Annotated in this window: 18 protein-coding genes; 13 read left to right on the top strand and 5 right to left on the bottom strand. The window is 66.6% G+C overall.

The window, feature by feature from the left end; translation table 11 throughout:
* Window positions 1-31 precede the first annotated feature (31 nt).
* Together EO170_RS19910 and EO170_RS19905 are read right to left on the bottom strand one after the other, a co-directional pair.
* A complete protein-coding gene (locus tag EO170_RS19910) occupies window positions 32-937 on the bottom strand; it encodes a hypothetical protein (RefSeq protein WP_104584116.1) in 906 nt (301 codons plus the stop codon).
* A 108-nt stretch (window positions 938-1,045) separates the two neighbouring features.
* Window positions 1,046-1,849, bottom strand: coding sequence for an N-acetylmuramoyl-L-alanine amidase (locus EO170_RS19905; protein ID WP_126947659.1), 804 nt, complete (start codon window positions 1,847-1,849; stop codon window positions 1,046-1,048).
* Between the two features lie 311 nt (window positions 1,850-2,160).
* Here EO170_RS19905 and EO170_RS19900 point away from each other — a divergent pair, with 311 nt between their 5' ends.
* The 7 genes from EO170_RS19900 (at window position 2,161) to EO170_RS19870 (ending at window position 9,777) form a co-directional block, all read left to right on the top strand.
* A complete protein-coding gene (locus EO170_RS19900; protein WP_126947656.1) occupies window positions 2,161-3,573 on the top strand; it encodes an SH3 domain-containing protein in 1,413 nt (470 codons plus the stop codon).
* Window positions 3,570-4,667, top strand: a complete 1,098-nt coding sequence (locus tag EO170_RS19895) for a dipeptide epimerase (RefSeq protein ID WP_126947653.1) — start codon at window positions 3,570-3,572, stop codon at window positions 4,665-4,667. Before EO170_RS19900 ends, EO170_RS19895 begins: the two co-directional genes overlap by 4 nt.
* A gap of 400 nt (window positions 4,668-5,067) precedes the next feature.
* On the top strand, window positions 5,068-5,844 hold the full coding sequence (locus tag EO170_RS19890; RefSeq protein WP_104650021.1) for a L,D-transpeptidase family protein: 777 nt from the start codon (window positions 5,068-5,070) through the stop codon (window positions 5,842-5,844).
* Complete coding sequence (locus tag EO170_RS19885; protein WP_126947650.1) at window positions 5,841-7,148, top strand: APC family permease; 1,308 nt, start codon at window positions 5,841-5,843, stop codon at window positions 7,146-7,148. Before EO170_RS19890 ends, EO170_RS19885 begins: the two co-directional genes overlap by 4 nt.
* Window positions 7,149-7,236: 88 nt before the next feature.
* Entirely contained in the window at window positions 7,237-7,734 is a 498-nt protein-coding gene (locus EO170_RS19880) for a hypothetical protein (protein ID WP_104584121.1), read from the top strand.
* A 187-nt stretch (window positions 7,735-7,921) separates the two neighbouring features.
* Window positions 7,922-8,254, top strand: a complete 333-nt coding sequence (locus EO170_RS19875; protein ID WP_115677782.1) for a hypothetical protein — start codon at window positions 7,922-7,924, stop codon at window positions 8,252-8,254.
* Window positions 8,255-8,598: 344 nt separating this feature from the next.
* Complete coding sequence (locus EO170_RS19870) at window positions 8,599-9,777, top strand: PQQ-dependent sugar dehydrogenase (protein ID WP_104584123.1); 1,179 nt, start codon at window positions 8,599-8,601, stop codon at window positions 9,775-9,777.
* Window positions 9,778-10,059: 282 nt separating this feature from the next.
* On the opposite strand, the gene EO170_RS19865 is transcribed toward EO170_RS19870, so the two are convergent.
* The 3 genes from EO170_RS19865 to tsaD form a co-directional block, all read right to left on the bottom strand.
* Window positions 10,060-12,231, bottom strand: coding sequence for a glycoside hydrolase family 3 N-terminal domain-containing protein (locus EO170_RS19865; RefSeq protein ID WP_126947647.1), 2,172 nt, complete (start codon window positions 12,229-12,231; stop codon window positions 10,060-10,062).
* Window positions 12,232-12,462: 231 nt separating this feature from the next.
* Window positions 12,463-12,819, bottom strand: a complete 357-nt coding sequence (gene folB, locus EO170_RS19860) for a dihydroneopterin aldolase (protein WP_024938857.1) — start codon at window positions 12,817-12,819, stop codon at window positions 12,463-12,465.
* Window positions 12,820-12,893: 74 nt separating this feature from the next.
* Window positions 12,894-13,958, bottom strand: coding sequence for a tRNA (adenosine(37)-N6)-threonylcarbamoyltransferase complex transferase subunit TsaD (gene tsaD / locus EO170_RS19855; RefSeq protein WP_126947644.1), 1,065 nt, complete (start codon window positions 13,956-13,958; stop codon window positions 12,894-12,896).
* Between the two features lie 279 nt (window positions 13,959-14,237).
* On the opposite strand from tsaD, the gene rpsU reads away from it, so the two are divergent.
* The 6 genes from rpsU (at window position 14,238) to EO170_RS19825 (ending at window position 21,291) form a co-directional block, all read left to right on the top strand.
* The gene (rpsU, locus tag EO170_RS19850; protein ID WP_002808376.1) at window positions 14,238-14,453 is read left to right on the top strand and encodes a 30S ribosomal protein S21; all 216 of its coding nucleotides are present in this window, start codon (window positions 14,238-14,240) and stop codon (window positions 14,451-14,453) included.
* A 250-nt stretch (window positions 14,454-14,703) separates the two neighbouring features.
* Complete coding sequence (locus EO170_RS19845; protein WP_104584126.1) at window positions 14,704-15,150, top strand: GatB/YqeY domain-containing protein; 447 nt, start codon at window positions 14,704-14,706, stop codon at window positions 15,148-15,150.
* Window positions 15,151-15,398: 248 nt separating this feature from the next.
* Window positions 15,399-16,349, top strand: a complete 951-nt coding sequence (locus tag EO170_RS19840) for a YihY/virulence factor BrkB family protein (protein ID WP_104584127.1) — start codon at window positions 15,399-15,401, stop codon at window positions 16,347-16,349.
* Window positions 16,350-16,460: 111 nt separating this feature from the next.
* Window positions 16,461-18,209 carry a DNA primase gene (gene dnaG / locus EO170_RS19835; protein WP_126947641.1) on the top strand — a complete coding sequence of 583 codons (1,749 nt, stop codon included), beginning with the start codon at window positions 16,461-16,463 and terminating at the stop codon, window positions 18,207-18,209.
* A gap of 227 nt (window positions 18,210-18,436) precedes the next feature.
* Window positions 18,437-19,441, top strand: coding sequence for a bile acid:sodium symporter family protein (locus EO170_RS19830; RefSeq protein WP_164739918.1), 1,005 nt, complete (start codon window positions 18,437-18,439; stop codon window positions 19,439-19,441).
* 269 nt (window positions 19,442-19,710) lie between these two features.
* Window positions 19,711-21,291 carry a thioredoxin family protein gene (locus tag EO170_RS19825; RefSeq protein WP_126947638.1) on the top strand — a complete coding sequence of 527 codons (1,581 nt, stop codon included), beginning with the start codon at window positions 19,711-19,713 and terminating at the stop codon, window positions 21,289-21,291.
* Window positions 21,292-21,299 lie beyond the last annotated feature (8 nt).

The raw sequence follows: 21,299 nt of genomic DNA, 5'->3' as shown, positions 1-21,299 counted from the left end.
TATGCCGTAATAGATCGGCACGCGAGAAGGCTCAGCGATCCAGCGGCGGTGTGTACTGGTGCTTGGCGGCGTCGTAGGTATAGGTGACCACGTCGGCGGCGCCGAGGCTGCGGACCTTACCGGGGCCGGCAATGGCGGTGCCACTCATGGCCACACGCAGAGTCGGCATCGACCCACCGCCGGGTTCGAAGCTCAGCGTGCCGGTGCTGGACGCGCACTTCATGTTGCCCTCATCGTCGCAGGCCGCGCTGTTGTCTTCGCCGGTGGCCACGGTGCCCAGATAAACCCAGCCCTTGTAGTCGCCCATGTCGTTCTTGTTCGGATCGAAGGAAAACAGCGCAAAACCCAAGCTGCTGACGCCATTGGCGAAGCGCGTGGTCGGCAGCGCCAGCAGCAGGTGGCCATCCTTGGTCTCGGTGCGCTGCGGCTTGCGCTTCTGGTCAAGCGTGTCGGCCTTCTCGTTGCCGCCGAAATCGCCGGCCCATTGCTGCGCATGGAACAGCACCCATGCCGGTTTGCCACCGGCATCGTCCAGCACATAGGTCGCCTGGCTGATGCTGACGCCGACGGCAGGGTCCGGAGAGTCCTCTTCCTCGGATTTGCCGTACTTGCCGGGGCCCGCGTTGGCGAAGCCGGTGTAGTACTGCTTGCCGCCAAGGTCGAAGCGGTAGCCGTACCAGAAGCTGGCCAAGGCGCCGTTGTCGATGGTGTACGACTCAGATCCGTCGCCCTTCATCCCATAGATATCGGCAAGCACATGCCCGGGCGCCGGCACCTCGGCGTCTACCGTTGCAGGACTCGCCGCCGCTGGCACAGCAGCAGGAGCGCTCTGCGAGGGCGGTGTCTGCACGTCTCCGGGCGTTGCGTCGGGTGTCTTGGTGCAGCCGCCGACCATCAGGATCGTGGCGGCCCACAGGGCGGTCTTTCCTAGCCTCATCACACGACGTCCTTCAAGAGTTGGGCGAGCGAATGCTACCAAGAATAGGGTCGGGATCCAGTACACGCAGCGCTCGTAAGGGCAACGGAAAATGATCACGCTGGATTGCTACGGCGCATCCGGTTCGATGGGCACCGACGGAAGCTGCAATTGCCGCAGCGCTGGCCCGGTCAACGCATGCAGGATGCGCGCATCCTCGGCATCCAGCGTGCGGGCGTCGCTGCTGCGGTAGTGATGATGAAACGCCTGCAGGGTGGCGGCGGGATCGTCGAGGCTGTAGCCGAGCAAGGCGAGCGCCTGCCAGGGATCGAAACCTGCCGGCGCGGCAGGGGCATCGGCGGCAGGCCAGCGGCCGAATCCGGCGTCGGCCAGGCGTTTCCACGGAAACAGCGGGCCGGGGTCGTTCTTGCGGGTCGGCGCCACGTCTTCGTGGCCGACGATCTGGGTGCGCGGGATGCGCAGGCGGGTGCACAGGTCGTCCAGCAGCACCAGCAGGCTGTCGATCTGGGCGGGCGCGAACGGCTCGCTGCCGTCGTTGTCCAGCTCGATGCCGATCGAGGCGGAGTTGATGTCGGTGATGGTGCCCCAGCGCCCGGCACCGCCGTGCCAGGCACGCTGGTCGTCGCTGACCAGTTGATAGCGTGTGCCATCTTCGCCAATCAGATAGTGGGCACTGACCCGACCGCCGCTATTGCGCCCGCGCAGCGTGCCCAGGCTCTGCGGCACCGACTGCTGGTCGGTGAAGTGCAGCACGATTAGGATCAGCCGCCGTGCGTCGTAATTGGGCGAAGGCACCCACCGGGCCAGCGGGTTGCGCTGCGGCGCATGCGCACACGCGCCCAATGACAGCACCACCAGACACAGCGTGGCGCGTAGCCACGACGATGGCGATGGCGTGGAAGCAGATGACATCGGATTCTCCTGGCGAAACGACAAAGGCCTGCGCTGTGCCTGCGCCCTGATGGGCCGCGCATGCGATGCACCCATTATCTGCTGTGCGGGGCGATGGCGTGCAGCACGCGGCTGCGGCCGGTGGCAGGCAGACTGCACGTGCGCAGAGACCGACAGACCTTACGGCACCGCTGCGCCATGCGACACGCACCGGGGATACTTGCGCATGCGTACACTACAAGCCGGCGTGGTCGGCGCAGGTCCGCGCGCCTTCGGTCGTGATTCCCTGTAAAAAGCCTTGCCAGTCGCTGCACCCCTCAAGAGTCTTCTTCATGCCATTGTCGCGCTGCCTGCTGACGTTGTTGCTGCTGGTCATCGGCCTGCCCTGCGGTGCCGCTGCGGCAAACCCTGCCACTCCAACGCCGCACACCGCGCCATTTGCGGCCAGCGATGCGCAGTTGGCGGCCGACTACTGGATCCAGCGCAGTCGCAACGCGCAAACGCTGCGCATGACGGCCGCGCAGATTGCCAGCCTCAATGCACGCTTGCTGCGTGACGATGGCTCCATGCACGACCTGTCGCAGCTGGCCGAGGTGCTACCCGCGGCCGAGGTGCGCGCGCGCATCGAAGCACGGTCGGCCACACCGACGCGTGCGCTCTACGACAGCAATGGGCGCAGCATCGATGCCTTGCGCCTTGCGACGCTGCGCCAGGCCCTGGCACTGGAGGCACTGCCCGCACAGGTCACGCCACGGTTCGCACTGGTGGTGCAGCGCGCGGCACTGCGCACCTTCCCCACCGCGCAGCGCGTGTTCAGCACCACCGACGACCACGATATCGACCGCTTCCAGGAATCGGCGCTCTACCCCGGCACGCCGGTGGCGGTGCTGCATACCAGCGCCGATGGTGCATGGCACTTCGTGCTGGCGGCCAACTATGCGGCCTGGATTGCTGCCGACCGGATTGCCCTGGGCACGCGTCGCGAGGTGCTGGACTACGCACGCCGCCCCCCGCAGCTGGTGGTCACCGGCGCACGCGTGCAGAGCGTCTACACCCCGGACGTGCCGGCCGTTTCCGCACTGACGCTGGACATGGGCACCAGCGTGCCGCTGCTCGGCGACTGGCCGCCGCAACAGCCGGTCAACGGGCAGCTGCCGCAGGCTGCCTACGTCGTGCAGTTGCCGCTGCGCGGCAGCGACGGGCGTTTGCAGCTGGTGCCGGCACTGATTCCGCGCGGCGCCGACGTGCGCCTTGGCCCGCTGCCGGCCACGCCTGCGGCATTGCTGCAGCAGGCGTTCAAGTTCCTCGGCGAACGCTATGGCTGGGGCAACGACTACGATGCGCGCGACTGCAGTGGGTTCGTGCTGGACGTGTATCGCAGCCTGGGCATCGCATTGCCACGCAATACCGGCGACCAGGCACGCAGTCCGGCACTGCTCGGCGTTCCGTTCCAGACGCAGGCGCCACTGCCGCAGCGCCTGCAGCAACTTGCACGGCTGCAGGTCGGCGATCTGATCTATATCCCCGGTCATGTGATGCTGGTGATCGGACACGAGCACGGCGCACCATGGGTGATCCATGATGTGGCCGGTGCCCATTACCGCGACACGGCCGGCAGCGTGCAGCGCGCGCGCTTGAACGGCGTGTCGGTGACGCCGCTGCTGCCCTTGCTCGCCAGCGACGGCACGCCGTTCGTCGATCACATCACCCGCATCCAACGCATCGCACCGATTGGCTCCCCATGAAGATCACCGGCTTTCGCCTCGGCATGCTGCGCGTGCCATTGAAGACCCCGTTCAAGACAGCGGTCCGCACCGTGCAGGCGATCGAGGACGTGGTGGTGCTGCTGCAGACCGATAGCGGCCATATCGGTTATGGCGCCGCGCCGGCCACCGCGCCGATCACCGGCGATACGCACGGCGCTATCATCGCCGCCATCAGCCATTGCATCGGCCCGGCGTTGATCGGCCAGGACGTGGCCGATCTCAACCGGCTATGCGTGCTGGTGCAACACGCGCTGGAGCGCAACACCAGCGCCAAGGCGGCGGTGGAGATCGCGCTCTACGACCTGTGGGCGCAGGGCTTCGGCACCCCGCTCTACCAGGCGCTTGGCGGCGGCACGCCGCGCATCACCACCGACATCACCATCAGCGTCGATACCATCGAGGTGATGGTGGCGCAGGCGCACTCGGCGCTCGCACGCGGCTATCGGTCGCTGAAGATCAAGGTCGGCAAGGACAGCGACTCGGACGTCGAACGGATCATGGCGATGCATGCCGCTGTCGCTGGTCGCGCATCGCTGCGCCTGGATGCCAACCAGGGCTGGACGCCCAAACAGGCGGTGCGCACCATGCGCACGCTGGAACACGCCGGCATCGTGATGGAACTGGTGGAACAGCCGGTCAGGGCCGCGGACATCGACGGGCTGGCGTTTGTCAGCGCACGGATCGACACGCCGGTGATGGCCGACGAAAGCGTGTTCTCGCCGGTCCAGGTGATCGACCTCATCCAGCGCCGCGCCGCCGATATCGTCAACATCAAGCTGATGAAGACCGGCGGGCTATCCAATGCGATCCGCATTGCCGATATCGCGGCCGTGTACGGCGTGCCGTGCATGATCGGCTGCATGATCGAATCCAGCATCAGCGTGGCCGCGGCAGTGCATCTGGCCGTGGCCAAGGCCGACAGCATCACCCTGGCGGATCTGGATGCGCCTGCACTCGGGCAGTTCGATCCCACCGAGGGCGGCGTGCATTTCGACGATGCCCGGATCCATATCGACGACTCGCCAGGCCTGGGCATCCGCCGCATCCGCGGGCTGGAGCTATTGCCGGGCTAACGCGCCATTGGAAATTTCCAAGCCGCGTCGGTCGGTCTGTCGAGCGCGCGGCGCCTTCGCCGCCCGCTCGACACGCCGTGAATCCGTCCGTGGAGGCTCGGTGGCGACATCCATGTCGCCACACGGTCCCGCAAACGGCGAGGGCACCGCACCAGAGAGTTCGTCGGTTGCCCTACTGAAACCGTGCATACCCGCACTCTCGAATGGTCTCAGCCGCTCCAAGGCCCGCCAAGCACGCACACGAACATCGCGCACGCATGCACTACACAGCTGCGTTGCTGGGTACAGTAGCGATAAGGTGTTGGTCAGCAATGCAGTGTCGAGGCACCGCACTGTCGCCGCCAACAGCCGATCGACTCAACGTAGCTCACCCTGCCAGACCCATTCCCCCGGAGCCTGCATGCGCCTTGCCACCGTGTTTCGATCCGTTGCGCTGCTGGCGCTGGCAAGCTGCAGCAGCCTTGCCGTCGCTGCCGGCCCAATCGACGCCTTGAATCAGGCGCGCGCACTGGTCGTGGTGACCACGCCGGATTGGGACAGCACCCAGGCACGCCTGCAGACATTCGCCCGTGTGGACGGTCACTGGCAACCAGCCGCACCGGGCTTTACGGTCGCGCTCGGGCGCCACGGCAGCGCCTGGGGCGATGGCCTGCATCCAAAGCAGACGCAAGGCCCGCAGAAGCGCGAAGGCGACGGCCGCAGCCCGGCCGGTGTGTTCGCGATCGGCCCGGCCTTCGGTTACGCCCAACAGATCGACAGCGCCATGCCGTACCAGGCGATGAGCGCCACCCACTACTGCATGGATGTGCCGAGCTCGCCGCTGTACAACCGTATCGTCGACGCCGCGCAGGTCGGGGAGGCCGCAGTGGCCGGGTCGAGCGAACCGATGCGCCTGGACCTGCAACATCCCGGCGATGCGCGCTACAGCGAGGGCTTTGTGATCGCGCACAATCCCGATGCGGTGCCCGGGCACGGCAGCTGCATCTTCGCGCATCTATGGCGCACGCCGGGCCAGTTCACCGCCGGCTGCACTGCGATGGCGCCAGCCGATATGCAACGCCTGCTGGCCTGGTTGAAGCCCGACGACACACCACTGTTCGTGCTGTTGCCGCGTGCCGAATACGCACGCCTGCAGGCCCAGTGGCAGTTGCCCGAGTTGAAGGAGGTGGGCCGATGAGCAGCGCGGCTCCCGCACCCGACCCCACTGGCCTGGTCCGCGTGGTCAGCCGCTGGCAGATCGTCGGCTTGTCCATCAACGATGTCATCGGCAGCGGCATCTACCTGCTGCCGGCGGCCACCGCTGCGCTGCTGGGGCCGATGAGCCTGTGGGCAGTGCTGCTGGCCGGTCTGGCAGTGGCACTGCTGGTGTTGTGCTACGCGCAGGCAGCGAGCTATTTCGACACCCCGGGCGGCAGTTATCTGTACACGCGTGAGGCGTTCGGCCCGTTTGTCGGCTTTCAGATCGGCTGGATGATCTGGCTCACCCGCATCAGTTCGGCAGCGGCATTGAGCAACGGCCTGGCCGACGCGGTCGCGCGGTTCTGGCCGACCGTGGCAACCGATCACTGGGCGCGCCTGCTGGTGGTCGTCGGTTCTTTGGGTGTGCTCACCGCCATCAACGTGATCGGGGTGAAATCGGCTGCGCGTACCGGCATTGCGCTGGTGATCGGCAAGCTGGTGCCGTTGCTGCTGTTCGTGGCAATCGGCGTGTTCTACGTGGACTGGTCGTGGGCCTTTGCCGGCACCACACCGGACCTGCGCGATCTGGGCAATCTCGGCGAAGCGGCCTTGCTGCTGCTGTTCGCCTATGCCGGCTTCGAAAACATCCCTGCGGCCGCTGGCGAGTACCGCAACCCGCGTCGCGACGTGCCATTTGCGTTGATCACCATGATCGTCACCGTCACCTTGATCTATGCGGCGGTCCAGGTCGTGGCACAAGGCACGCTGCCCAATCTCGCCGCCTCGCCCACGCCCTTGGCCGATGCCGCAAGCCGTTTCGGCGGCGAAGCGCTGGCACTGATCCTCACTGTCGGTGCCACCATTTCCATCCTCGGCACCACCAGCAACACGGTCATGCTCGGGCCGCGTTTTCTGTTTGCGCTGGCGCAAGATGGCTACGGCCCGGCATTTCTGGCACGTGTGCATCCACGCTTCCACACCCCGGCAGCGGCGGTGCTGACCCAGGGCGTGCTGTCGCTGGCGCTGGCGGTGTCGGGCTCGTTCACGCAGCTGGCATTGCTGTCGATGGTCACCCGGCTGTTTGCCTATATCGGCACGGCCGCCGCAGTGATCGTGCTGGCGCGTCGCTACCGGCAACGCACCGACACCTTGCGCCTGCCCGGCGGGCCGGCCATTCCCATCGCAGCGCTGCTGCTGTCGCTGGGCCTGCTCGCCAGCGCCAGCTGGCAGAATCTGGCGGCCGCCGGTGTGGCGCTGCTGGTGGGCTGGGCGATCTACCTATTCCCGCGCAAGGCTGCATAGCCACTTTCGCAGGACGCTCGCGCAACGCTCACATACGACTAACCGCGCGCGTCCAACGCTGCAGCCCTGACCTGCATGGGAGCTTGCGATGAAACTGCGCCGTGTCTACAGCACACCCGATATCGAGAGTGCGCAACGCGTCATGCAGGCCGCACGCAGCGCCGGCATCGACAACGATGCGCTGTCGTTGATTGCCCGTTCGGATATCGAACTCGAAGGCATTCCCGACGAGCGCAAGGATGCCAAGACGGATTTTCTCCCCGCCGCAGCGCGCGGCGCCGCGACCGGCGGCGCTGCGGGTCTGGTGGCCGGGCTGGTCGCGATCGCCGTGCCTCCGATCGGGCTCACCATTGCCGGGGCAGGCGTCATGGCGCTGGCAGGGGCTCTGGTCGGCACCTGGTCATCTGCGTTGATCGGCGCCACCGTGCCCGACCCGGTACGCCGTCAATTCGAGGACGAAATCCAGGCAGGGCGCGTGCTGGTGATCATCGATGCCGACGAGCCATCGCTGCAGCACGCAGAGGCCAGCCTGAATGCCGCCGGCGCCACGCCGCTGCCATATGAGGCCGCATCGGCTGCGACGTGATGCGTGCGCACGCACTGGCAGCCTCGCATGCGTCGCGTCCGGCATCGACGACGCGGCATGCCACACAGTGCGGCCGGCAAGCGGTTGTCAGACGCCGACATGTCTTGATGCCCTCCTCACCCGCCATGGCAACGGATTTAACACCCGCCCGCCTAGGTTAGAGCGCACATTCACCACGGAGACGAGCATGAACGTGCCGTATCAGATTCCAGGCCGTGCGCCGGACGAAGACCGCAGCCAGAACGTATCCAACTATTGGCGCGAACGCTTCACCGAAGAATCGTATTACACCGAGGGGGACCGCTACGAGGATTACGAGGGCGCCTACCTTGCCGGACACGAGGCGCGTATCCGCGAAAACGCGCGCGCCTATGACCAGGTGGAAGCCGAGTTGCACCGCGACTGGGAAGCCAACCGCGGCACCAATGGCCTGAGTTGGAGCAAGGCGCGTCACGCAGTCAAGCGCGCCTGGGAAAATGCGGCAGACTTCGTCGCCGGCGACAACAAGTCCAAACCCTGAACACAACAACGCCACCGTCGAGGTGGCGTTGTTGTATCACCAGCTCGCGCAGCAGTGGCGACGGATGCCTTTCCAATACTGGCGGTACGGTGCGATGCATCGTCGGTCCCACCGCATCGGGCCTGTCCTTTCGCACGCGATCGCACCGGACGGGCTGCCCTAGTGCGATGCAGCCACCGAAACTCGCTTCATGGTGAAACAACGATTCGGGATAAGCGTGTTCCGCAGAGAGTGATCTACGACAAGGGCGGCCCCGACGGCGTCGTGTAAGGTGTTGAAAACCCAACGCAGGACACGTTGCGGGAGGGCTGCAACGTCACTGCGCCCATCCCCTGGAGGACCTCATGTCTGTCCGACGTCTGCTTGCCCTGGCCTGCTCGGCCAGCTTGTTTACCACCACTGCTGCATGTGCTGCGCCTGCCGTCGCGCCGGCTGCCGCCATCCCCAAGGCGCAGTGGCCGTTCCAGGCCACCACCGTTGCCGATTTTGACGAGCCCTGGGCGATGACCTTCCTGCCGGACGGCAGCCTGCTGGTCAGCGAAAAACGCGGTGCGTTGATGCGGCTTGACCTCAAGACCAAACGCAAGAGCGCCATTACCGGCATTCCGGCGGTGGCCTACGGCGGCCAGGGCGGCTTCGGCGATGTACTGGCGCATCCGCGCTTTGCCAAGAATGGCTTGGTCTATGTCAGCTACGCCGAACCCGGGCAGGGCGATACGCGCGGCGCTGCGGTGGCAAGGGCCAAGCTCACGCTGGATGGCACCGGCGGCGGCACGCTGTCGGATTTGAAGGTGATCTGGCGCCAGGATCCCAAGGTCACCGGCAACGGTCACTTCGGGCATCGGCTGGCCTTCGGCCCGGATGGCAAGCTGTGGATCAGCTCCAGCGAGCGCCAGAAGTTCACCCCGGCCCAGGACATGCAAGCCAATCTCGGCAAGCTGATCCGTCTCAATGATGACGGCAGCGTGCCGGCCGACAACCCGTTCGCTGCACAGGGCGGCGTTGCCGCGCAGGTGTGGTCGCTGGGTCACCGCAATATTCTCGGCCTGGCCTTCGACGGCAAGGGGCGCCTGTGGGAACACGAAATGGGTCCGCTTGGCGGCGATGAGCTGAACCTGATCCAGCGCGGCGCCAACTACGGTTACCCGGTCGTCTCCAACGGAGACAACTACGACGGCACCCCGATCCCGGACCACAATACCCGCCCGGAATTTGCCGCGCCCAAGATCAGCTGGACTCCGGTGATCTCGCCGGCCGGCTTTGTGATCTACAGCGGCAAGCAGTTCCCTGCATGGCGCGGCAACGGCTTCATCGGCGGCTTGTCGTCGATGGCGCTGGTGCAGGTGTCCCTTGGCGATCAGCCGCGTGAGCTGGCCCGCTACGACATGGGCGCGCGCATTCGTGAAGTGGAACAGGGTCCGGACGGCGCGCTGTGGTTGCTGGAAGACGAAGCCAGCGGCAGCACCGGGCGCCTGCTCAAGCTGACGCCCAAGAGCAAGGCGGCGGTCGAGAACGACGCGTAATTGCGCGGAAATGCGTCCAGGGGATCGTGCCACCGCCACACGTCAACCGCGTGCTGGCGGTGGCCACGATTTTCGCGGCCAAGCCACGTTCGGTCCGGTGCGGTGCATGTCGCGGCATACGCAGAATCCACGCACCCGTGGCAACACCGATCAGTCACGCGCCTGCGTCACCTGTGACCCGATGACGGTGCGCCCTTCGGCCACATCCGTCATCGTTTATCTGGTGCAATAGCCGCACGCGCTGCCTGACTACGCAAGCGCGCGCACCACGCCCGGGTGTGCTCAGGCGTCCAGCAACTCGAACGTCACTGCCTCGCCACTCTTGGCCGATGCGCACACCCATACATCGAACACCCCCGGCTCGGCACCAAACACGTTCCTGTGATTGGTGAAGGCCAGCGCGTCGCGCGCCAGGGTGAAGGTCACGTCCGCGCTTTCGCCGGGCTGCAACAGCACCTTGCGGAAGCCCTTGAGTTCGCGCACCGGGCGCACGCGGCTGGCCACCCGATCGTGCACATACAGCTGCACCACTTCCTCGCCGGCCACGCGGCCGGTGTTGGTGACGCGCGTGGTGATGGTCAGCTTCTGGTCCCAGCCAAGCTGCGCGCTGCTCAACTGCGGCTGCGCATAGGCAAAGGTGGTGTAGCTCAGGCCATGGCCGAACGGATACAACGGCTCGTTGGGCATCTCGCGCCAGCGCGCCTTGTACTCGGACAGCGTCGGCAGTTCCGGGCGACCGGTGCGCAGATGGTTGTAGAAATACGGCTGTTGCCCGGTCACCTGCGGAAAGCTGATCGGCAGACGCGCGGACGGGTTGTAGTCGCCGAACAACACATCGGCCACGCCGGTACCGGTCTGTGTGCCCAGGTACCAGGTCACTGCAATCGCATCGGCATCGCGCACTGCACCGCTCAGGGCCAGCGCGCGGCCATTGCGCAGCAACACCACCATCGGCGTGCCGGTGGCGGCAATGGCTTCGGCCAATGCCTGCTGCGCCGGCGGCAACACGATCTCGGTGCGCGACTGCGCCTCGCCACTGAACCGCTGCGGCTCGCCCAGCGCCAGCACCACCACGTCGGCGGCCTGCGCCGCATCGATGGCGGCGGAAATACCGCCCGGCAGCGCCTCTTCCAGGCCGCAGCCCGGCACCACCGTCAAATGCTCGCTGCCAACCACCGCACGCACGCCCTGCTCCAGGGTCACATAGCGGTCCTTGTCGCCGAACAGCGTCCAGCAACCCTCGATGTTCTCGCGGTCCTGCACGAACGGCCCGATCAGCGCGATGCGCTGGCCGCTTTTCTTCAGCGGCAACAGGTCGCCGTCGTTCTTCAGCAACACGATCGAACGCCGCGCCGCATCGCGCGACAGCGCATCGTGCGCGGGCAGATGCGTGGTATCGGCTTCGCGCGCCGGATCCAGCGAACGGTACGGGTTGTCGAACAGCCCGATCGCTTCCTTCAGCTGCAGCATGCGGCGGACGCTGGCATCCAGCGTGGCCATCGGCACCTCGCCACTTTCCACCAGCGACGGCAGGTGCGCGGCATAGAAACCGCTCTGCATGCTCAGATCCAGGCCGGCCAGGAACGCCTTCTTGGTCGCATCGCGCTCATCGGCCGCATAGCCGTGCGCAATCAGTTCCATGTCGGCGGTGTAATCGGAAATCACCACGCCGGGGAACTGCCATTCACCGCGCAGGATCTCGGTCAGCAATTCGTGGTTGGCGCTGGCCGGCACGCCGTTGATGTCGTTGAACGAGGACATCACGGTCAATGCGCCGGCATCGAAGGCGGCCTTGAACGGCGGCAGGTGCACATCGCGCAGGGTCTGCGGCGCGATGTCCACGGTGTTGTATTCCATGCCCGCCGCCACCGCACCGTAGGCGGCGAAGTGCTTGGGCGTGGCCAGCAGGCAGTCGTCGGCCTTCAGATCGCTGCCCTGGAAGCCGCGCACGCGGGCGGCGGCAAACGCCGCGCCCAGCACCACGTCTTCGCCGGCGCCTTCGGCGCCACGGCCCCAGCGCTGGTCGCGCGCGATGTCCACGGCCGGTGCGTAGGTCCAGTGCAGGCCGGCGGCGGTCGCTTCGATCGCGGTGGCGCGCGCGGTGCGCTCGGCCAGTTCGGGTTCGAAGCTGGCCGCTTCGCCCAGCGGAATCGGGAACACCGTGCGCATGCCGTGGATCACATCCGCCGCCAGGATCACCGGGATGCCCAGGCGGCTTTCTTCCACCGCCACCTTCTGGATCTGTGCGCCCAGCGCAGCGCCGACGCCGTTGAACAGCGAGCCGACCCGACCCGCGCGCACCTGCTGCAGCACCTCGTCGGCGTTGAGCACGTTGGCTTCGGGATTCACGTCCGGTGCGAACGGCCGCACCATGTCGGCGAACACACCCAACTGTCCGACCTTCTCTTCGACGGTCATCTGGGCAATCAGGGTTTCGATACGATCAGCAGCCATGAGATCCTTGAGAAAACGTTTACATGGCCGTCAATTCTAGCCTGACGCGACCGCGAGGGGGCAAGTGTCGGGATTTGGAATGCGGGATCCGGGATTTGCAGGGGCCGGTTGCACCGCGCGTTGGCGCGGTGGATCGGTCGCGTGGTCGTGGACCGCTGGTCCGGTGCCGGTTGGATCTCCGGGGGCTCGGCATGGCTCGAAGTCGCCGCCCGAGGCAGCACTCGGTGGCCGTCAGCGGGCCCGCTCGCGCTCGATGATCACCCCCACCGCCTGCGCGCCGCGCACCGCACCGGGCTTGCTCAGCTTCAGCCGCAGCCAGTGCACGCCGAATTCGTCCAGCACGATCGCCGCGCAGCGCTCGGCCAGGGTCTCGACCAGCCCGAAGTCCGATGCCTGCACGAATTCGATCAGCCGCTTGCTCACCGCCTTGTAATTCAAGGTATCGGCGATATCGTCGCTGGCGGCCGGAATGCGGTTGTCGAAGCCCATTTCCAGATCGAACCGCAGCGTCTGGCGGATGCGCCGCTCCCAGTCGTAGATGCCGATCAGCGCATCGATTTCCAGGCCTTCGATAAAAACTTTGTCCATTGGGAGCCGTGATTGGGGATTCGGGATTGGGGATTGGCAAGAGCGCGACAGACAGCAGGTAGAGGGACTAGCTTCTACGAATCTCCAATCCCCACTCCCGAATCCCGCGCCGCCGCCAGCGGCGGCAGCGCAGCCATATCCCAACGCGGCGTCACATGCACCGCCGCGTCGGCGCGCTCGCCGGCCTCCAGCCGCAGCGCGCCGGCGAAGGCGATCATCGCGCCGTTGTCGGTGCACAGGGCCGGCCGCGGGAAGCACACCCGGCCACCGCGCCGCTGCGCCGCCTCCTGCAGGCGTGCACGCAGGCGCTTGTTGGCGCCGACGCCGCCGGCCACCACCAGGGTATTGCAATCGGCCGCATCCAGCGCGCGCAGGCATTTGATTGCCAGCGTCTCCACCACCGCATCCTCGAACCCGCGTGCGATATCCGCCCGCGTGGTGTCGGACTGGTCGCTGCCGCGCCAGGCCAGCAGCACCTGGGTCTTGAGCCCGCTGAAACTGAAATCCAGCCCGGGCCGGTCGGTCATCGGCCGGGCGAACTTGTAGCGCCCCGGGGTGCCGGTTTCGGCCAGGGCGGCCAGCTGCGGGCCGCCCGGATACGGCAGGCCCATCATCTTGGCAGTCTTGTCGAAGGCCTCGCCGGCCGCATCGTCCAGCGTCTCGCCAAGCACGGCGTACTCGCCCAGGGCCTTCACCGACACCAGCTGGGTGTGCCCGCCGGAGACCAGCAGCGCCACAAACGGCGGCTGCGGCGGGTCGTCTTCCATCAATGGCGCCAGCAGATGGCCTTCCATGTGATGCACGCCGATCGCCGGCACGTCCAGCGCCCAGGCCAGCGATCGCGCCACGCCGGCACCGACAAGGAGTGCGCCGACCAGGCCCGGGCCGGCGGTATAGGCCACCCCATCGAGTTCATCGATCCCCAGTCCGGCCTCGTCCAGGGTCTGGCGGATCAGCGGCAGCAGCTTGCGCACATGGTCGCGACTGGCCAGCTCCGGCACCACCCCGCCGTATTCGGCATGCAGCGCGATCTGGCTGTAGACCGCATGAGCGCGCAGCGCCGGCACCCCGGACAGCGCGGTGTCGTAGACCGCCACACCGGTCTCATCGCATGATGATTCGATCCCAAGAACTTTCACGGCAACTCGGCAGGCAGGCACATGCGGCCTATTTTCGCAGCTTTTGCCCTGCGCAGATCGGCCAGGGGCGATCTGCTGCGCAGCCGGGCGATCGCCACCGATCCCGCGCCAGCGCAGGGTTTAGCAGGCCTGCACGCGCACATGCTGCCGGGGGCTTGCAGGCCGCCTGCAAGTCGTTATAATGCGCGGCTCGCCGGGGCAACCCGGAAATTCCGTCACGCGAGTCCGCTCGCACCCGCCCGGGGCTCCCGGACGGAAATCCCATTATCTGGAGAACCCATGCCCAGCGTTAAAGTCCGCGAGAACGAGCCCTTCGAATTTGCGCTCCGCCGTTTCAAGCGCACCTGCGAAAAGGCCGGCGTGCTGGCCGAAACCCGCAAGCGCGAGTTCTATGAAAAGCCGACCCAGGAGCGCAAGCGTAAGGCTGCCGCTGCTGTGAAGCGTCAGTTGCGTCGTTCCTCGCGCGACGTCACCAAGCGCCAGCGCTTGTACTGATCGAACGCGGTTCCTTGCCGACGGGCATGCGCTGAAGGCGCGGCCCATCGGGTGGAACCCAAGAGCCGGCACGCGCAAGCGTCGCCGGCTTTTTGTATTGGTCCGATGCCAGGCGAGCGCTTCGCAACTGTCAAGGCGACCGGCAGTGCCCGCGGTCGTCCGCGCCGCTCAGGCCCCACTTCCTGCCGATGCACTGCGCCCGCCATGGCGCATCGGCACATCTGTCACACGCCCTCCCAGGAGTTACACCATGCCCCTCAAGCAGCAACTCACCGATGACATGAAAGCCGCCATGAAGTCCGGCGACAAGCACAGCCTGGGCGTGATCCGGCTGATCAATGCCGCGATCAAGCAGAAGGAAGTGGATGAGCGCATCGAGATGGACGATGCCGCCGTGATCGCGGTGCTCGACAAGATGGTCAAACAGCGCAAGGACTCGGTCGCCCAGTACGAGGCCGCCGCACGCGAAGACCTGGCGCAGATCGAGCGCGAGGAGATCGTGGTGATCGAGCGCTACCTGCCGGCCAAGATGGGCGAAGCCGAGATCGTCGCTGCCATCCAGGCAGCCATCGCGCAGACCGGTGCCAGCAGCCCGGCCGATATCGGCAAGCTGATGGGCGCGCTCAAGCCCAAGCTGGCCGGTCAGGCCGACATGGGCCTGGTCTCCACGCTGGTCAAGCAGCATCTGGCAGGCTGAGTCTTCGCCTGCGCAGCGCCCTGTGCCCGATGGCCAGGGCACCGCATCCAGCCGCCTGCGTGCGGCTGGCTGCAGCGCCGTTTCAACGGCAGCACACGCGCAACATCCAGCGCCCGCTTTCACCCGATCTTTGAACGGCCCCTGTTAGAACACCTTCGCCAGCACAGGCCCGGGTGAAGCATTCCGCATGCCGGCTTCGCCTCACGACGCCTGCGCACACAACGGTATGCCCAAGGATTCCCACGCCGGTGACGAAGCTCTCAACCGAACACCTGCAAAAGCACCTGAGCCGCCTGCAGCGCAGCCTGCCGATGGCACTGCTCAATCGCTTTCTCGAGATCGACGTGATGACGCAGGCCGCGTCGCTGTCGTTCTACGCCTTGCTGTCGCTGGCACCGTTGCTGGTGCTGCTGCTGTGGCTGACCGCCTCGCTGTATCCGCCTGCACAGGAAGCGCTGGTGCAGCAGATCGCGCAACTGGCTGGCGGCAGCGCGGCGGAAGTGGCCGATACGGTGATCCGCAACGCCACCGATCAACCCGGCGTGGGTTCGCTGGCCGGACTGTGGAGCACGCTGCTGCTGTTCATCGGTGCCACGGCGGTGTTCGCGCAGTTGCAGAACGCGCTGAACCTGATCTTCCGCACCGACAAGCAGCGCCTGGAAGGGCTGATGGCGTGGCTGAAGAAGCGCGTGTTCTCCTTCGGCGTGATCCTGGCACTGGGCTTTTTGTTGATCGTGTCGATGATTGCCACCACCGCGTTGCAGGTGGTGTTCGCACGCTTGCCGTCGGTGCTGCCGGCGATCGGCTACATCACCACCCTGGCGCTGTATTCGCTCGCCTTCGCCTTCCTGTATCGCTATCTGCCCGACCGCACCGTCAACTGGCGGCAGGCCTTTGTCGGCGGCGTGATCACTGCGCTGCTGTTCGCGCTGGGTCGCTACGGCATCGGCCTGTACATCGCCAGGGCCGCCCCTGGCAGCGCATACGGATCGATGGGCACCCTGGTGATCCTGCTGGTGTGGATGTACTACGCCTCGGTGGTGTTCTTTGTCGGCGCCCTGCTGACGGCGGTGATCGACGAGCGCGTGCGCTCGCATCGCAAGCTGCGCGAGGCCGGCGTGGATACGGACAACCTGCCCCCGGTCGCCGCCGACCCAGGCGCCACGCCGCAGCCGCCGGCTGCCCCGACGCGCAGTTGATGGCGCCTGCGAAGCCTGCTGCCGCGTATATGCAGGCAGCAGGCTTCGCTTCGCTGAGGTCCGTCGCTCACTGACACCGGCGGGCGCCGGCGGCTGGGATATCCTAGCGGGATGGCCCGCATCCCCGACGCGTTCATCGACGAACTGCTTGCCCGCACCGACATCGTCGAGGTGGTGGGCGGCCGGGTGCCGCTCAAGCGTCAGGGCAAGGAATATTCGGCGCGCTGCCCGTTCCACGACGAGCGCTCGGCCTCGTTCACGGTCTCGCCGACCAAGCAGTTCTATCACTGCTTCGGCTGCGGCGCGCACGGCACCGCGATCAGCTTTCTGATGAATTACGACCGTCTCGAATTCCTCGATGCGGTCGACGAGCTGGCCAAGCGCGCCGGCATGGACATCCCGCGCGAGACCCAGCAACGCACCCCGCAGCAGCAGGACGACAGCCGCGAGCTGTATTCGGCACTGGAAGCGGCGACCAAGTTCTTCCAGCGCCAGCTCGAGGGCAGCGAACGCGCCCGCGACTATCTGGACGGCCGCGGCGTGGATGCCGACCACCGCGCGCGCTTCCAGATCGGTTACGCCCCCGATGGCTACAGCGCGTTGAAGGACACGCTGGGCACCGATGCGCGCCGCATGAGCGTGCTCGAACGCGCCGGGCTGTTTTCCAAGAACGATCGCGGCCATGTCTACGACAAGTTCCGCGACCGGGTGATGTTCCCGATCTTCGACCGCCGCGGCCGCGTGATCGCCTTTGGCGGCCGCATCATGGGCGCGCCGGCAGATGGCCGCGACCCGGGGCCGAAGTACCTCAATTCGCCGGAAACCGCGCTGTTCCACAAGGGCCGCGAGTTGTACGGCCTGTGGCAGGTGCGCCAGGCCAATCAGAAGATCGAGCGGCTGATCGTGGTGGAAGGCTATATGGACGTGGTCTCGCTGTTCCAGTTCGGCGTCACCCAGGCGGTGGCCACGCTGGGCACCGCGACCACGCCCGAACATGCCGAACTGCTGTTCCGCAACGCGCCGGATGTGTATTTCTGCTTCGACGGCGACAACGCCGGCCGCAAGGCGGGCTGGCGTGCACTGGAATCGGTGCTGCCGCGCATGAAGGACGGCCGCCAGGCGTTCTTCCTGTTCCTGCCCGACGGCGAGGACCCGGACACCATCGTGCGCAAGGAAGGCGCGCAGGCGTTCGATCAGCGCCTGAAGCAGGCCACGCCGCTGTCGCAGTTCTTCTTCGACGAGATGTCGCGCGAGATCAATCTGCACACGCTCGATGGCAAGGCCCGGCTTGCCGAACGCGCAAAGCCGATGCTGGCACAGATTCCCGAAGGTGCGTTCGGCGATCTGATGAAGCAGGAACTGTCGCGCCTGACCGGCGTGGGCGCCACCAGCGCGACACAGGCGTCCGCACCGCAAGGACGGCCACTTGCACGCATGGGCGCGCCCACGCAAAAACGCAGCCTGGTACGCGCCTCGATCGCGATCCTGCTGCAGCGGCCGTCGCTGGCGATGAGCCTGGAGGGCGACCACGATTTTTCCGGCCTGCGCCTGCCCGGCATCGACCTGTTGATGGAACTGCTGGCGCTGGTGCGGCAACGCCCGGAAATCAGCACCGGCGCGCTGCTGGAGCACTTCGCCGAACGCGAAGAACTGGTGGCCCTGCAGAAACTGGCCGCCCAGGCACTGCCCGGCGACGAACACAGCTGGGCGATGGAGCTGCATGACGTGGTCGCGCAACTGGACAAGCAATTGCTGCGGCAGCGCCTGGACGAACTGCAGGACAAGCAGCGCGCGCAGGGCCTGGACGACACCGACAAGTACGAGCTGCGCGAACTGTTCAAGGCGCTCGCCGCGTTGTAGCGCGTGGGGGCAATCGGAGCAGACCACCTGTTGCCGACGTAGCCGATCAGCCATGCAGGCACGCGCTCATGGCCGCCTGAACAAGATCCCGGCCATCGAGCCGAGCGCCGCGCTGGCTGCTTCACTCCTGTCCCGGGTGTGGGCCGATGCCGGCGCGACCGACTCGCAGGCGGCACACGGGCCTCTACAATGGCACTCTGCAGACAGCTCCCCCCTCAATACGCACGATGATCAAACACTGGCTGGCGCGGCTGCGCATCGATCCATTCACCCTCGCGCTGCTGTGCACGGTCACGCTCGCCTCGTTCCTGCCGGTCTCGGGCACCGCCGCCGCGATCATGGACGATGTCACCGACGTGGCGATTGCTGCGCTGTTCTTCCTGCACGGCGCGCGCCTGTCGCGCGAGGCGGTCAAGGCCGGCGCACTGCACTGGCGCCTGCATCTGCTGATCCTGGCCTGCACCTTCGTGCTGTTCCCGCTGCTCGGGCTGTTGTTCAAACCGCTCGCGCATCTTGCACTGACACCGGAGCTGTATATCGGCGTGCTGTTTCTGTGCGCGCTGCCGTCCACGGTGCAATCGTCGATCGCCTTCACCTCGATGGCGCGCGGCAACGTGCCGGCGGCTGTCTGCGCCGCCTCGCTTTCCAGCCTGCTGGGGGTGTTCTTCACACCGTTGCTGATGGGCGCCCTGGTCGGCAGTCAGGGCGCGATGGCGCACCCGGCTGAGGCAATCGGCAAGATCCTGCTGCAGTTGCTGGTGCCGTTCCTGGCTGGCCATTTCATGCGCCCGTGGATCGGCGACTGGGTCGAACGGCATCGCGCGGTGCTGCGTTACACCGACCAGGGCACCATCCTGCTGGTGGTCTACACCGCCTTCAGCGCATCGGTGAACGAAGGCCTGTGGCAGAAGACGCCGTTGCCGGCCTTGCTCGCGGTGCTCGGTGCGGCCGCGCTGTTGCTGGCGGTGGCGATGCTCTCGATCACCTTCATCGCGCGGCGCCTGCGCTTCAACCGCGCCGACGAGATCGCGATCGTCTTCTGCGGTTCGAAGAAGAGCCTGGCCACCGGCGTGCCGATGGCCAAGGTGATGTTTGCCGGCGGTGGCCTGGGCGCGATCGTGTTGCCGATCATGCTGTATCACCAGCTGCAGCTGATTGTCTGCGCCTTCGTGGCCGCGCGTTATGCACGCACCGCACCGGGCGAGACGCCGGCCGATGCCGGCGGGCATTGAACCTGACGGCCACGGCACGACGGTGGCCTGATCGGTGACACCCGGCGCCTCCCGCGCTGCGTGTCCTGCCCCAAAGGGCTGTTTGCCACCGGCGGGTTGCCTGCGCCGGGTTCGCCAGGCCGCTACGCCCGGCGCGACACCGGTTCGCGCTGCGTGTCGTTGCGGGTTGTAAGCAGATATACAACGGTCATGACGCACTCCGCCGCTGGCACGGTGCCGCTCGCTAGAGTGTTCGATCCACCTGCCTGCCACGCCCATCGGTGATTGCCATGACGCTGTCGTTCCGACGCCCTGCCCCGCCCCTGATCGCGCTGCTGGCGGTACTGGCCACGCTCACCGCCTGCAACAAGCCCGCCACGCCGGCCGCCCCCGCGCAGACCGGGGCAGCGACCACGCCGGCGCCCGCGTCCAGCATTGCCTGGCGCGAGGGCGATGTCGACGATGCCTTCGCCGAGGCCAGGGAAAGCGGCAAGCCGATCCTGTTGTACTGGGGTGCGGCCTGGTGCCCGCCCTGCAATCGCCTGAAAGCCACCTTGTTCAAGGACCCTACCTTCATCGCCCGCACCCAGCAATTCGTGGCGGTGCATCTGGATGGCGATTCGGAGGGCGCGCAGGCCTGGGGCGAGCGCTTCGGCATCAAGGGCTATCCGACCATCATCGTGCTGCGTCCGGATCGCAGCGAGATCACCCGCCTGGCCGGCGATGCCGACAACGCGCGTCTGGCCGATGTCTTGCGCGTGGCCGCCAAGAGCACCAGCACCGTCAGGCAACTGCTCGACACCGCATTGCAGCGCCCGCAGCAACTCAGCGCGGACGACTGGGCCGTGCTCGGCAACTACGCCTGGGGCACCGATGACCGGCTGGTCAAGCCGGAGCAGGCCGTCGATGTGCTCACGCGCCTGTCCAGGTCGGCGCCGCAACCGGCCCTGCAACGCAGCTTCGCCCTGGCAGCGATTACTGCAGCCAAGCACCCACCGGCCGCCAGCGCGGCGTCGCGCAGCTTGCTGGAAGCGGTGCTGGCCGACCCGGCAGAGGTGCGTGCCAATCTCGGCACGCTGAGCTACATGCCCGCACGGCTGGTCGCCGCTGCCAGCAGCGATGCCGGCGAGCGCACCACCTTGTCCAACGCGCTGAATCTGGCGCTGGACAAGATCTATGCCGACCCCGCATTGCCGATCGCCGACCGGCTCGGCACCGCGTACGCACGGATCCAGCTGGCCCGCCTGGCGCAAGGTCAGCCCACCGAGACCGAGGCCAAGGGCGCGCAACCGCCGCTGCCCAAGGCCGTGGTCGACACCGTGCAGCAACGCGTGCGATGGGCCACCGACACCGCCAGGACCGATGAGGAACGCCAGTCCACCATCAGCACCGCCGCAGCGTTGCTCGGCGAGGTGGGCGACAACAGCGGCGCCGAACAGTTGCTGCTGGCCGAGTTGACGCGCAGCAAGACGCCCTACTACTACATGCCCGAACTGGCCGACCTGGCCGAACAACGCGGCGATAAGAAGACCGCGCTGTCCTGGCTCAGGAAGGCGTACGAAAGCGCGCAAGGACCGGCCACCCGCGTGCAGTGGGGCGTGATGTACGTGGATGGGCTGATCCGGCTCAGCCCGGACGACACCGCCGGCATCGAAGCCGCTGCCACGCAGGTGATCGGCGAGCTGGCCGGGCAACCCGATGGCTACCGCCAACGCACCCGGCAGCGCTTTGCCACGCTGGGCGCTGCCTTGAAGACCTGGAGCAAGCAGCATCACCAGGACGGCAATGCGTTGCTGGCGCGCCTGCAGCAGAAGATGCAGAGCAGCTGCGGCAGCAAGAACACCGGCGAATGTGCCAGCTGGTTGGGCTGAGCCGGCAT

This window comes from Xanthomonas sp. BRIP62409, from assembly GCF_003992965.1.
GTDB lineage: Bacteria > Pseudomonadota > Gammaproteobacteria > Xanthomonadales > Xanthomonadaceae > Xanthomonas > Xanthomonas euroxanthea.
This window is presented reverse-complemented; position numbering and strand designations above follow the sequence as displayed.

Coding starts and splice junctions, on each gene's coding strand:
- EO170_RS19875 (WP_115677782.1), top strand. CDS start 7,922: ATGAACGTGCCGTATCAGATTCCAGGCCGTGCGCCGGACGAAGACCGC.
- EO170_RS19910 (WP_104584116.1), bottom strand. CDS start 937: ATGAGGCTAGGAAAGACCGCCCTGTGGGCCGCCACGATCCTGATGGTC.
- EO170_RS19825 (WP_126947638.1), top strand. CDS start 19,711: ATGACGCTGTCGTTCCGACGCCCTGCCCCGCCCCTGATCGCGCTGCTG.
- EO170_RS19865 (WP_126947647.1), bottom strand. CDS start 12,231: ATGGCTGCTGATCGTATCGAAACCCTGATTGCCCAGATGACCGTCGAA.
- EO170_RS19890 (WP_104650021.1), top strand. CDS start 5,068: ATGCGCCTTGCCACCGTGTTTCGATCCGTTGCGCTGCTGGCGCTGGCA.
- EO170_RS19900 (WP_126947656.1), top strand. CDS start 2,161: ATGCCATTGTCGCGCTGCCTGCTGACGTTGTTGCTGCTGGTCATCGGC.
- EO170_RS19830 (WP_164739918.1), top strand. CDS start 18,437: ATGATCAAACACTGGCTGGCGCGGCTGCGCATCGATCCATTCACCCTC.
- rpsU (WP_002808376.1), top strand. CDS start 14,238: ATGCCCAGCGTTAAAGTCCGCGAGAACGAGCCCTTCGAATTTGCGCTC.
- EO170_RS19880 (WP_104584121.1), top strand. CDS start 7,237: ATGAAACTGCGCCGTGTCTACAGCACACCCGATATCGAGAGTGCGCAA.
- EO170_RS19845 (WP_104584126.1), top strand. CDS start 14,704: ATGCCCCTCAAGCAGCAACTCACCGATGACATGAAAGCCGCCATGAAG.
- folB (WP_024938857.1), bottom strand. CDS start 12,819: ATGGACAAAGTTTTTATCGAAGGCCTGGAAATCGATGCGCTGATCGGC.
- EO170_RS19905 (WP_126947659.1), bottom strand. CDS start 1,849: ATGTCATCTGCTTCCACGCCATCGCCATCGTCGTGGCTACGCGCCACG.
- EO170_RS19870 (WP_104584123.1), top strand. CDS start 8,599: ATGTCTGTCCGACGTCTGCTTGCCCTGGCCTGCTCGGCCAGCTTGTTT.
- dnaG (WP_126947641.1), top strand. CDS start 16,461: ATGGCCCGCATCCCCGACGCGTTCATCGACGAACTGCTTGCCCGCACC.
- EO170_RS19885 (WP_126947650.1), top strand. CDS start 5,841: ATGAGCAGCGCGGCTCCCGCACCCGACCCCACTGGCCTGGTCCGCGTG.
- EO170_RS19895 (WP_126947653.1), top strand. CDS start 3,570: ATGAAGATCACCGGCTTTCGCCTCGGCATGCTGCGCGTGCCATTGAAG.